This window comes from Cupriavidus gilardii, assembly GCF_013314895.1.
Lineage (GTDB): Bacteria > Pseudomonadota > Gammaproteobacteria > Burkholderiales > Burkholderiaceae > Cupriavidus > Cupriavidus gilardii_C.
On record NZ_JABTYE010000009.1, the window covers coordinates 152,933 to 165,238 of the forward strand.

Genomic DNA, 12,306 nt, shown 5'->3' on the forward strand with positions numbered 1-12,306 from the left:
CCCGTCTCAGCGCAACTGCGCCCCCAGGCCACCGGCTGCCGCGCGCGCTTGAGGCGACCGGCACACCGTGTCCTCCCAGGGCGTAGGCGTCCGGCCCGGCGTGCCCAGCCACCGCGACAGCAAGCTCGGACTCGCCGATTTCGCCGGCGTCACCGTGCGCATCCGGGCCGGCGCCGCGACGGTCTGCCCAGGCGCCAGCACCACGACGTTGGCCATCATGCCGCCGTCCTCGTGCCCGACGATATGGCAGTGGAACACGAAGCGGCCCACCATCAGCGGGTTGGTGAACGGAATCACGATCTTGACCTCGCCCGGCACGCCGTTCTGCTGGTATGGCAGGTCGATGACGTCGCGCATGCCGGTCTCGTCGATATCCTGCTGATTGATCGACGTCACCAGAAAGTCCAGCTGATGGATATGGAACACGTGGCGCTCGCCGCTGACGTTCTGCACGGTCCACTCTTCCACGTCGCCAAGATTGACCGTGACATCGTCGCGGGCGGGGTCGTACTGCTTGCCGTCGATGAAGAACGTATTGCCGTCGGCGGACTCGGAGAACACCACCGTGCGACGGCGCGTGATCGGCATCGCGGCGACCTGCGCCGGCGTCAGCGTATCGACATCGACGGCCGGGTCCGCCAGCGCGCTGCGCAGCGTCGCGGTGTCATGCCGTGGGCCTTCGACGATCAGCGTCGCCAACTGAACCTCCGGGTTGGGATCGCCCTGCGGGCCGGTATCGACCGCCAGCGTGCGGATCGCGTAGCGCCCAGGCACGTCGGGAGCCTGGATGATCGCGGTCGAGCGCGCCCCCGGCGGCAGAAACAGCGCGGCGCGGCGCTCCGGTGCGGCGCGCAGATTGCCGTCGCGGCTCAGCTCCCACAGCGGAACGCCATCGATCGCGACATGGAAATAGGCGTCGGCGCCCACATTGCCCAGATGCCAGACCTGCATCTCGCCGGGCCGCATCCGCAGCACGCCGCCCAGCACGCCGTTGATGGTCTTGGTCAGCGGCGCGCTGTCGTCGGCGCCCGGCAGCTGCATGTCCTTGAGCAGGAAGTAGCGCTCCGGCAGCCGTGCAAAGGCCGGGAAATGGTCGAGCACGCCGTCGATCACCAGCATCCCCGACATGCCGCTGAGGATCTGCGGTTCGACCAGCCCATGCGGGTGCGGGTGGTACCAGTGGGTGCCCTGCGGGTGCGTGGCCGGGACCTCCCAGCTGTACTGGTAGTCCGCGCCGTTGGCGATATGCAGGAAGATGTCGTCGGCCGGCGCCTTCGGCGAGATCGACATGCCGTGGTAGTGCAGATTGGTCTCTTCGGGACCGTCGATCTGCACATCGGCCTTGCCGATCCGATTTCGCAGCGTCAGCTCGAGCTGCTCGCCGCGCCGCAGCTTCAATACCGGCGGCACATAGGTATCGTTGAAGACATTGGAGACGAAGGTCTTGCCGGCCACGGTGACCCTGGCGGGCGCCTGGCGCAAGGTCATGCGCAGCGTACCGTCCCGCGCCGTCGCGACCTCCGGTTCGGGAATGGCGATCGCGCCATCGCCGTCTCCGCCACCTCCGCAGCCTGCCAGCGTCCCCACGGCCAGTGCCGCGCCTGTTGCAACTGCACGGACCTGGGCCATCGCAGCCTTTGCGAAACGAGCCATGGCGACCTCCTGCCATCGAGGCCTGCGCGACCGGATCGCAGGCGGGACAAGTCCTCATGTTAGGACATGGCACCGCGACATGGCAGGCGAAGCGCAGCCGGGCTGCCGCCCCGGCGCAACGCTACGTCGCGCGGGCCGTGCGTCGCGGCGCGGGCCTCCTCATCGAGCCGCCGCATCCGGGACAGCAGGTCCCTGGCGCGCGAGCAGCTCGCCAATGGCGCGACCATGGCCGAGCTGCTCGAACTGCAGGACACGCTGGCGCGCTACGGCCTGCATTGAGCCAGGCCGGCCGAAGCCGCGCCTGGTGCGCGCTGCATGCGCAGGGTCGTGACGAGCGCCGCCAGCGTCAGCGTACCGGCGATCAGCAGCGTGGCATGCAGCCCCGCCGCGTCGACCGCGATGCCGCCGAAGAACGAGCCCAGCGCGATGCCGAGGTTGAATACCGACACCAGCAACGCGGTCGCGGCTTCGATGCCGGCGATGCCGTCGGCGGCGCGCAGCATCCAGCTTTGGACCGACACCGACACCGCGCCGTACGACAGCCCCCAGCACAGCAGCAACACCGCACCGCCCGTCATGCTGCCGCCGAATGCCGCGTACAGCAGCAGCGTCGCGCTCAACGCCAGCGCCACGGCCAGCAGCGCGCGTCCCGGATGCCGTCCGGCGAGCGGCCCGGCGGCGAAATTGGCCGTCATGCCGGCCACGCCGTAGCCGAACAGCAGCACGCCGATCCAGCCGGGACCGAAGCCCGATACCTGCTGCAGCAAGGGCCGCACGAAGGTGTACGCCATGAAGTGGCCGGCCACCAGAAAGAAGGTCACCGCCAGACCCAGCCGAACCCCGCGATTGCCCAATTGCGCCACCAGCCGCTGACGCGAGCCGTGCGCGGTGGCCCGCAGCGGCGGCAGCGTGGCGATGTTCAGCACGAAGATCAATCCGCTGCAGACCGCCATCGCGGTAAAGGCCGCGCGCCAGCCGACCAGTTCGCCCAGCCACGCCCCCAGCGGCACGCCGACGACCGAGGCCACCGACACGCCGCCGAAGATGATCGCGGTGGCCCAACCCACCGATGGCGCGGCCACCAGCCGCGGCGCCAGGCCGCCGGCCACAGACCAGATGCCGCCGATGCAGAAGCCCACCACCGCCCGCGCCGCCAGCAACCAGGCCAGCGTCGGCGCGAGCGCGCACAGCACGTTCGCGCCCGCCAATATCAGCAGCAGCGCGGCCAACAGGTGCCGGCGATCGATCGAGCCCGCGCCGGCAACGATCAGCGGGGCAAACAGCACCGCCAGCAAGGCGGGCGCGGACAGCATCAGGCCGGCGCTGCCGGCCGACACCTGCAGGCTCTGCGCGATCGGCGTCAGCAGGCCGACCGGCAGCATTTCGGTGGTGACGACGCCGAAGGTGGCGAGGCCGACCGCGGCGACCGCGGGCCAGCGGTTATGCGCGGCCTCGTCGGAAAGCGGGCGTGGCTGCGCGAGATGGGAATCGTCGTGTTTCGTTGGATGGATCTGGGTCATTGGCAATCGCTCCGTCGGACGCGGCGGCTGGTCGACTCATGCTCGAATTGCGCTCGATACGCCGGGCCGCCCGCGTGTCCGGCAAGCGTAATCGGTGCCAATGCGGTGATAAAGTAGCCAACTTTCGCAACACTGGGGACGAATCGTGCCTAATGGGGAAGGCATCGCGCTCGATCACCTCGGCGACGTGCGCGCCTTCGTGCAGGTCGCGCAGGCGCACAGCTTCACGCTGGCGGCGCAGCGGCTGGGGATTTCCCGCTCGGCGGTCGGCAAATGCATCGGCCGGCTGGAATGCGGGTTGGCCGCGCGCCTGCTGCAGCGGACCACGCGCAGCGTCAGCCTGACCGACGAGGGCCGGCTGTTCTACGAGCATGCGGTGCGCATCCTCGCCGAGGTCGACGAAGCGCAGGCCGCGCTGGCCTGGCGCAACGAGGTGCCGCGCGGCCGGCTGCGCATCGATCTGCCGGTCACGCTCGGGCGCCTGCATATCGTGCCGATCCTGCGCCGGTATCTGGCCCAATGGCCCGAGCTGTGGGCCGAGGTCAGCTTCTCCGACGAGTACAGCGATCTGGTGCGCGACGGCATCGACCTGGCGATTCGCGTCGGCGGCGAGCACGACAGCGGGCTGATCCGCCGGGTGCTGGCGCCCCACCGGCTGGTGACCTGTGCCACGCCGAGCTATCTGGCCAGGCACGGCACGCCTGCCACGCTCGACGATATCGCGCGGCACGACACCATCGTCTATACCCACGCCGGCATGGCAACCCCGTGGCGCTATACCGTCGACGGCCGCGAGTGCAACCTGGCGATCGAGGGCCGCTGGCGCATGAACAATACCGAGGCGATGCGCGACCTGGCGCTGGCCGACGCGGGACTGGTGCAGATCGCGGCTTTCCTGGTCGGCGCGGATCTGCGGGCCGGTACGCTGGTGCCGGTGCTGGAGGCATTCACCGGTCCGGGCGCGCCCGTGTGCGCGGTCTATCCGAACCGGCGCCATCTGTCGCCGAAGGTGCGCCGGCTGATCGACGAGATCGATCGCGCATGGGCGGATGGGGCGCCGTGGAATTGAATTGCGCGAGGCGCGCTCAGCCCTCGCCCAGCAGCCCCTGCGCATCCAGAATCGCGTAGGCGATCTCGGGATGGCGCTCCAGGCAGCGCCGGATCGCGGCCGGAATGGTTTGCCGGGTCTTCTTGCACAACCCCAACTGTTCGGCCAGTTCGATGTTGAAGCCCCGCACGGTACGCACGCCATGAATGCTCGGCTCGATCGTCACCGTGATGCCGAGCAGCTCGTGCATTTTCTGCTGCATGCGACGCAGGTCGTCGAGCGTCTGCACGTCCTCCAGCCGCGCGATCAGCCGCTTTTCTTCCTCCTTGGTCAGCCGCAGCACGCGGATGTCTGCCTGCGGATTTTCGAGCAGCTGTTCGCGCCCGCAGACGCAGGCCCCGGGCGGACACTCCTTGCGGATCGGAAAGGGGGCGTTCATGTCGACGCGGATCGAGGCCGGTGTTGCGCGATGGTGGCGATGGTGGTGATGGTGGTGATCGGGGCGATGGCGCGGTGCTGCGCGATGGCGCGGTGCTGCGCGATGGCGGCGAGACGCACGACAAAGCCCAGGCGAAGCAAAGGCCGCATGGGAGCGGCGTGCCCGCAGCCGGGGGCATTATAGCGGGCGACAGCGATCCCCCGCGCCGGCGCCCGGGGCAGTACAATGCCGTCCGTTTCCACCGCTTACCGCCGTCCGGCCCCTCCCGCCGGCGCGGCGCCGACGCTCTCCCTCATGTCAAATCTGATCGTGCATGGCGGCACGCCACTGCGTGGCCGCATCGTACCCTCCGCCAACAAGAACGCCGTGCTGCCGGTGCTGTGCGCCACCCTGCTGACCGACCAACCGGTGCGGTTGCACGGCGTGCCCGACATCACCGACGTGCGCAAGATCCTCGATATCTTCCGCACGCTCGGCAGCGATGTCCGCATGGACCACGACAGCGGCACGCTGGACCTGCATCACCGCGATACCGTCTTCGACCCGGCCCGCCACCACCTGCCCGAGGAGATGCGCTCCTCGATCATGCTGGTGCCGCCGCTGCTGAGCCGCTTCGGCGTCGCGCGGCTCGAGGACAACGTCAAGGGCTGCACGCTGGGCGTGCGCGAGATCGACCCGCACGTCGAGATCTTCCGCCGCTTCGGCGGCGAGGTCGAACGCGCGCAAGGCTCGCTGCTGCTGCACAGCGACGGCCCGCTGCGTCCGATCGACCATTGGCTCGACTACGCCTCGGTCACCACCACCGAGAATTTCGTGATGTGCGCGGCCGCGGCCGGCGGCACCTCGACGCTGACCAACGCCGCTTCCGAACCGCATGTGCAGGAATTCTGCCGCTTCATGACGATGATGGGCGCGCGCATCGACGGCATCGGCACTTCGCGTGTGACCGTGCATGGCGGCGAGAAGCTGGGCGGGGGCGAGTTCACCTTCGACGAGGACTTCCACGAGATCACGACGTTCCTCGCGCTGGGCGCGATCACCAATGGCGATGTGGTGGTGCGCAATGGCGCGCCGGAAAACTTCCCGCTGATCGATCGCACCTTCGAGAAGTTCGGCGTGCGCATCGTGCACGAGGATGGCTGGTCGCGCGCGGAGCGCTCGGGCCCGCTGCAGGTGCAGACCCCCTTTACCAGCAATGTGCTGACCAAGGTCGAGGCCGCGCCGTGGCCCTATTTCCCTGTCGACCTGCTGCCGATCTTCATCGCGCTGGGCGTACGGGCGCAGGGCAACGCGATGTTCTGGAACAAGGTCTACGACAGTGCGCTGGGCTGGACCAGCGAACTGTCGAAGTTCGGCGCCCATGTGTTCTCGTCGGACCCGCACCGCTTGATCACCTTCGGCGGCAACACGCTGGCGCCGGCCGTGGTGGAAAGCCCTTACATCATCCGCGTGGCCATCGCGCTGTTCATGGTCGCCGCCAGCATCGACGGCCGGTCGGAGATCCGCAATGCGGCGCCGATCCGGCGCGCGCATCCTCGCTTCGTCGAGAATCTGCGCAGCCTTGGCGTGCATGTGGAGTGGACCGACGGCGAGTAAGCCTGCAAGAAAAGCTCGGCCATCGAAGTATCACGTGGCGGCCCTAGGCCGCCACGTTGCCGTCTGCTACCGCTATTTCGCCCACCGCAGCACCAGCGGATCGAGCCGGCGCGCGATCGCAATCAGCTCCCGGCGGGTTTCCGGGTGCATCGGCGGCAAGGGGTGGCGCGGCGCTTCGCAGGCGATCACGCCGCCCTCCTTCATCAGCGCCTTGGCCGCCAGCATGCCCGCCTGCCGGTTTTCGTGGTTGATCAGCGGCAGCCAGCGCTGGTACAGCGTGAAGGCCAAATCGGCATCGCCCTGGCGGTGCGCCTCGATGATCGGCCGGATGCCGTCCGGGAAACCGCCACCGGTCATCGCACCGGTCGCGCCGGCCTCCAGGTCGGCCAGCAGCGTGATCGCCTCCTCGCCATCCCACGGCCCTTCCACCGCGTCGCCGCCGAGCCGGATCAACTCGCGCAGCTTGTTGGCCGCGCCCGGTGTCTCGATCTTGAAGTAGGCCACCTGCTCGATCTCGCGGGCCATGCGTGCGAGAAACGGCGCCGACAGCACGGTGCCGCTGGCCGGCGCGTCCTGGATCATGATCGGGATGCCGATCCCATCGGACAGCCGCGCGTAGAACTCCTGGATCTGCGCCTCCGGCACGCGGAAGGTGGCGCCATGGTAGGGCGGCATCACCATCACCATCGCGGCGCCCATCTGCTGCGCGCGCCGGCTGCGCTCGATGCAGACGTCCGTACTGTAGTGCGTGGTGGTGACGATCACCGGCACCCTGCCGCGCACATGCTCCAGCACGGTCCGCGTCAGTACCTCGCGCTCGTCGTCCGACAGCGCGAACTGCTCGGAGAAGTTGGCCAGGATGCAAAGGCCGTCGGAGCCGGCATCGATCATGAAATCGACCGCGCGCTTCTGGCTCTGCAGATCGAGCTCGCCGGTTTCGGTAAAGGTGGTCGGCACCACCGGGAAGATGCCGCGGTAGCGCGGCGACGTGTAGGTGCAAGACATATGCGGGACTGCCGTATCAGCGTGGCGTGCGCGGCTCGAGTGCGGCGCGTACCACGAAGGTCATGATCACCGCGAACACCAGCATCGCGGCGAGGAAATAGAGGCCGGCGGCGAGGCTTCCGGTCGCGTCCTTGATCAGGCCGATGCCGTAGGGACCCAGATAGCCGCCCAGGTTGGCCAGCGAATTGATGGTGGCGATGCCGACCGCGGCGCTGGCGCCGGTCAGGAACTGGCCCGGCAACGCCCATACCACCGCCTGGATCGAATAGATCGAGAACGCCGTCAGGCAGATGAACAGGAACTGCAGCGCCGGAGTCTGGACCCAGGCGCTGGCCGCCAGCGTCAGCGCCGCCACGCCCGAAACCACCACGATATGCCAGTAGCGCTCGCCCTTGCGGTCCGAATGGCGCGGCACGAGGTAGAGCCCCACCACCGCGAACAGATACGGCACCGTCGACAGCAGCCCGGTATTGGCATCGGTGACGCCGAACTGCTTGATGATGGTCGGCAGCCACAGCGACAGCCCGTAGATGCTCAGCGGAAACGGCAGAAACAGCAGCGACAGCAACAGCACGCGCTTGTCCTTCAGCGCCTTGAGCGGATTGCCGTGCGACTCCAGCGCGAAGGTCTTCTGATCGGCGGCGAGCTCGCGCTCGATCCAGGCGCGATCGCGCGCCGACAGCCACCTGGCATCGGCCGGCGACTCGGGCACCAGCCGCAGCGTCGGCAGGCACAGCAGCACCGCCGGCAGGCCGCTGACGACGAACAGGGTCTGCCAGTTCGACAGGCCGAACAACCCCGGCGTCGACAGCACCCAGCCGGCGATCGGCCCGGTGATGATCAGCGCGATCGGCTGCGCCAGCACCAGCAGGCCGATGATGCGCGCGCGATGCCGCATCGGAAACCACTTGGTCAGGAAGTACAGGATCCCGGGATAAAGGCCGGCCTCGGCGGCGCCGAGCAGGAAGCGCAGCACGTAGAAGGTGGCGGCGTTGTGAATCAGCGCCATCGCCATCGTGATCAGCCCCCAGGTCAGCAGGATGCGCGCGAACCAGCGGCGGGCGCCGAAGCGCTCCAGCGCCAGATTGCTGGGCACCTCGCACAGGAAATAGCCGATGAAGAACAGCCCGGCGCCAAGGCCATAGGCGGCATCGCTGATGCCGACCGCCGCGTTCATATGCAGCTTGGCGAAGCCCACCACCGAGCGGTCGATGTAGGCGACCACATAGATCAGCGCGAGAAACGGGATCAGCTTGCGGGTCAGCATGCCGATGATGCGCGACTCTTCGGCCGGCGCGGTATCGGCCGGCTCGTGCGGCAGCGGCACGGGCTGCGGCATGGACTGCGGCACAGGCTGATCCAGCCCGGCCGTGGTATGGCTGTTCATGTTGGTGGTCTCCTCACATTGTTCTGAAAATCGGGATGGCCTCGCGGCCGAAGCATCAGGCTTGCGCAGGCCCTGCCTCCGGCTTGCCGCCGACACGGCGCCGCAGGCCGAGCGGATTGCCGTCGCGCAGCGCCTCGGGCAACAGCGCATCGGGCAGATTCTGGTAGCAGACCGGACGCAGGAAGCGCTCGATCGCCGCGGTGCCGACCGAGGTGCTGCGCCCGTCCGACGTCGCCGGGAACGGACCGCCGTGCACGATCGCGTCGCAGACCTCGACGCCGGTCGGAAAGCCGTTCGCCAGAATGCGGCCGGCCTTGCGCTCGAGCACCGGCAGCAGCGTGCGGGCCGCGTCGTGATCGGCATCGTCCAGATGCAGCGTCGCCGTCAGCTGCCCCTCGCCCTGCTCCAGCACCTCTCGCAACTGCTCGGCATCCTTGCATTCGACCAGCACGCTGCAGGGCCCGAAGCACTCCTCGGCCAGGCGCGCGTCGGCCAGCAGATCGGCGGCGTGCACGCGGAACAGGCTCGCGGTGGCGCGGCCCGGCGTGTGGGTACCTTGCGCGACCGTGGCAACCGCCGGATGCGAGGCCAGGCGTTCGACGTCTTCCGCATAGGCGCGCGCGATGCCCGCGGTCAGCATCACGCCGGCGGGCACGGCGGCGATCGCGCTGGCCGCGGCCGCGACGAAGCGCTCGAACGCTTCGCCGCCAACCGCCAGCACCAGTCCCGGATTGGTGCAGAACTGACCGCAGCCCAGCGTCACCGAGGCGACGAAGTCGCGCGCCAGCGCTTCGCCGCGCCGTGCCAGTGCGGCAGGCAGCAGGATATTCGGATTGACGCTGCTCATCTCGGCATACACGGGAATCGGTGCGGGCCGCGCCGCGGCGATCGCCATCAGCGCCAGGCCGCCGCGCCGCGAGCCGGTGAATCCGACCGCCTGGATGGCGGGATGCGCGACCAATGCCGCGCCGACCTCGTGGCCGGCATCGAACAGCAGCGAGAAGACGCCTGCGGGCAGACCCGCCGCGGCCACGGCGGCCTGCACCGCGCGGCCGACCAGCTCCGACGTGCCCGGATGCGCGGGATGGGCCTTGACTACCACCGGGCAGCCCGCCGCCAGCGCCGATGCGGTATCGCCGCCGGCGACCGAGAATGCCAACGGGAAATTGCTGGCGCCGAACACCGCGACGGGACCGATGCCGATCCGTCGCAGACGCAGATCGGTGCGCGGCGGCTGCCGCTGCGGCAGCGCCGGCTCGATGCGCGCATCCCAGGCGTCGCCGCTGCGTACCAGCGCCGCGAACATCCGCAGTTGGCCGGTGGTGCGGGCGCGCTCGCCTTCGAGCCGGGCGCGCGGCAGGCCGGTCTCGTCCATCGCGCGCAGGATCAGTGCATCGCCGATCGCCTCGATGCGGGCGGCGATATCGTCGAGAAAGGCGGCGCGGGCTTCGTCCGGCAGCGCACGGTAGGGGTCGAAGGCCCCGGCGGCCAATACGCAGGCCCGCTCGACCTCGGCGTTCGAGGCGCCGTAAAAAACAGGTTCGGCGATCGTTTCACCGCTGGCCGCATGGACTGCGTGGAAGGCCTCGCCGCTGCCGCGCAGCGCGGCGGCGCCGATCAGCAGATTGCCGGTCAATGGCATTGCGTGTTCTCCTGGTTGCCGTTCATGGTTGGCGCACCGCGTCCGCTCAGTGAGAGTGGCGCGGCACATCAGCACCGCGGCAACCCACCAGGAAATCGAGATCGCAACCCTGATCGGCCTGCAGCACGTGGTCGACATAGAGCCGTTGATACCCGCCCTCGCCGGCCCGGCCCTCCGGCTTCGGCGGCCGGAACATCTCCATGCGGTCGGCCAGTTCCTCGGTCGAGATATCGAGATGCAGCGTGCCGGCCTCGCAATCGAGCTCGATCCAGTCGCCGTCGCGCACGGCCGCCAACGGGCCGCCCGCGGCAGCCTCGGGCGCGACATGCAGCACCACGGTGCCGTAGGCGGTGCCGCTCATGCGCGCATCGGAGATCCGCACCATGTCCTTGACGCCCTGGCGCAGCAGCTTCGGCGGCAGGCCCATGTTGCCGACCTCGGCCATGCCGGGGTAGCCCTTGGGCCCGCAGTTCTTCATCACCAGCACCGAGCTGGCATCGACCTCGAGCGATTCGTCGACGATGCGGGCCTTGTAGTGCTCCAGGTTCTCGAACACCACCGCGCGGCCGCGGTGCTTGAGCAGCGAAGGCGTCGCCGCCGAGGGCTTGAGCACCGCGCCGCGCGGCGCCAGATTGCCGCGCAGCACGCGGATGCTGCCGTCCGCGATCAGCGGACGATCGAGCGGGCGGATCACCTCGTCGTTGAAGTTGGGTGCGTCCTTGACGTTGTCCCACAACGTCCGGCCGTTGACGGTCAGCGCGCCCGGATGCGGCAGCAGGCCCCCCTCGCCGAGCCGGCGCAGCACCGCGGGCAGCCCGCCGGCGTAGTAGAACTCCTCCATCAGGAAGCGCCCCGACGGCATCAGGTCGACGATGGTCGGGGTATCGCGGCCGATGCGGGTCCAGTCCTCCAGTTCGAGCGGCACGCCGATACGGCCGGCGATCGCCTTCAGATGGATCACGGCGTTGGTGGAACCGCCGATCGCCGCATTGGTGCGGATCGCGTTCTCGAAGGCCTCGCGCGTCAGGATCTTCGACAGGCACAGCCCTTCCTTCGCCATCTCGACGATGCGGATGCCGGACATGTGCGCCAGCACGTAGCGGCGCGCATCGACTGCGGGAATCGCCGCGTTGTGCGGCAGCGTGGTGCCGAGCGCCTCGGCCATGCAGGCCATCGTCGACGCGGTGCCCATCGTGTTGCAGGTACCGGCCGAGCGCGACATGCCGGCCTCGGCCGACAGGAAGTGGTGCAGATCGATCTCGCCCGCCTTCAGCGATTCGTGCAGCTGCCAGACCGCGGTGCCCGAGCCGATGTCCTTGCCGTCGAGCTTGCCGTTGAGCATCGGCCCGCCGCTGACGACGATCGCCGGCACATCGCAGCTGGCCGCGCCCATCAGCAGCGCCGGCGTGGTCTTGTCGCAGCCTGCGAGCAGCACGACCGCATCGACCGGATTGCCGCGAATCGCCTCTTCGACATCCATCGCCGCCAGATTGCGCGTCAGCATCGCGGTCGGACGCAGATTCGATTCCCCATTCGAGAACACCGGGAATTCGACCGGAAAGCCGCCGGCCTCATAAACGCCGCGCTTGACGTGCTCGGCCAGCTTGCGGAAATGCGCGTTGCACGGCGTCAATTCCGACCAGGTATTGCAAATGCCGATGATCGGGCGGCCATCGAATTCATGATTGGGGATGCCCTGGTTTTTCATCCAGCTGCGGTACATGAAGCCGTTCTTGTCGGCAGTGCCGAACCATTGGGCAGAGCGGAGCTTGGGTTTTGAATCCGACATGGAAATTCCTGAATACGACGCCTGAATGCGGCGGGACGAACGCCGGCGCGCGGCACCTGCCGCACGGCACGAGGCGTCATCGGGATCGGGGCAGCTGAGGGTGTCTCCGGGCTGCGTCGCGTCTTTGGCGCGTGGTTTTGTTTTCGACAGGCGGCAGTGTACAAACCGATCGGATATCCTTCTAATGAAAATTCGCGCCATTGCGATATCGATTCAGATATCCGTGT

The 12,306-nt window shown here is 68.5% G+C and carries 11 protein-coding genes; 3 read left to right on the forward strand and 8 right to left on the reverse strand.

All coding sequences use genetic code 11. The features are described from left to right. Positions 1-6: 6 nt before the first annotated feature. On the reverse strand, positions 7-1,653 hold the full coding sequence (locus tag HTY53_RS11385) for a multicopper oxidase family protein (RefSeq protein WP_174106659.1): 1,647 nt from the start codon (positions 1,651-1,653) through the stop codon (positions 7-9). Positions 1,654-1,719: 66 nt separating this feature from the next. Here HTY53_RS11385 and HTY53_RS11390 point away from each other — a divergent pair, with 66 nt between their 5' ends. Further along, the gene (locus HTY53_RS11390) at positions 1,720-1,932 is read left to right on the forward strand and encodes a hypothetical protein (RefSeq protein WP_174106661.1); all 213 of its coding nucleotides are present in this window, start codon (positions 1,720-1,722) and stop codon (positions 1,930-1,932) included. Here the strand turns inward: HTY53_RS11390 and HTY53_RS11395 are convergent. Further along, positions 1,917-3,173: an MFS transporter gene (locus HTY53_RS11395; protein ID WP_174106663.1), complete on the reverse strand. Its 1,257-nt coding sequence runs from the start codon at positions 3,171-3,173 to the stop codon at positions 1,917-1,919. The genes HTY53_RS11390 and HTY53_RS11395 overlap by 16 nt on opposite strands. Before the next feature lie 145 nt (positions 3,174-3,318). Here HTY53_RS11395 and HTY53_RS11400 point away from each other — a divergent pair, with 145 nt between their 5' ends. Further along, positions 3,319-4,242, forward strand: a complete 924-nt coding sequence (locus HTY53_RS11400; protein WP_368040973.1) for a LysR family transcriptional regulator — start codon at positions 3,319-3,321, stop codon at positions 4,240-4,242. A 16-nt stretch (positions 4,243-4,258) separates the two neighbouring features. Here the strand turns inward: HTY53_RS11400 and HTY53_RS11405 are convergent, their stop codons facing one another. After that, positions 4,259-4,660, reverse strand: coding sequence for a hypothetical protein (locus tag HTY53_RS11405; RefSeq protein ID WP_174106665.1), 402 nt, complete (start codon positions 4,658-4,660; stop codon positions 4,259-4,261). Continuing rightward, entirely contained in the window at positions 4,657-4,809 is a 153-nt protein-coding gene (locus tag HTY53_RS11410; RefSeq protein ID WP_174106667.1) for a hypothetical protein, read from the reverse strand. Before HTY53_RS11410 ends, HTY53_RS11405 begins: the two co-directional genes overlap by 4 nt. Positions 4,810-4,954: 145 nt before the next feature. On the opposite strand from HTY53_RS11410, the gene HTY53_RS11415 reads away from it, so the two are divergent. After that, positions 4,955-6,256, forward strand: coding sequence for a UDP-N-acetylglucosamine 1-carboxyvinyltransferase (locus HTY53_RS11415; protein WP_174106669.1), 1,302 nt, complete (start codon positions 4,955-4,957; stop codon positions 6,254-6,256). Between the two features lie 72 nt (positions 6,257-6,328). Here HTY53_RS11415 and HTY53_RS11420 read toward each other — a convergent pair whose 3' ends face one another. The 4 genes from HTY53_RS11420 to HTY53_RS11435 form a co-directional block, all read right to left on the reverse strand. After that, the gene (locus tag HTY53_RS11420; protein ID WP_174106671.1) at positions 6,329-7,261 is read right to left on the reverse strand and encodes a dihydrodipicolinate synthase family protein; all 933 of its coding nucleotides are present in this window, start codon (positions 7,259-7,261) and stop codon (positions 6,329-6,331) included. A 16-nt stretch (positions 7,262-7,277) separates the two neighbouring features. Next, positions 7,278-8,600 carry an MFS transporter gene (locus tag HTY53_RS11425; RefSeq protein ID WP_302480479.1) on the reverse strand — a complete coding sequence of 441 codons (1,323 nt, stop codon included), beginning with the start codon at positions 8,598-8,600 and terminating at the stop codon, positions 7,278-7,280. Between the two features lie 103 nt (positions 8,601-8,703). After that, a complete protein-coding gene (locus tag HTY53_RS11430) occupies positions 8,704-10,290 on the reverse strand; it encodes an aldehyde dehydrogenase (NADP(+)) (protein WP_174106673.1) in 1,587 nt (528 codons plus the stop codon). A 46-nt stretch (positions 10,291-10,336) separates the two neighbouring features. Then, entirely contained in the window at positions 10,337-12,079 is a 1,743-nt protein-coding gene (locus HTY53_RS11435; RefSeq protein ID WP_174106676.1) for an IlvD/Edd family dehydratase, read from the reverse strand. Positions 12,080-12,306: the final 227 nt, after the last annotated feature.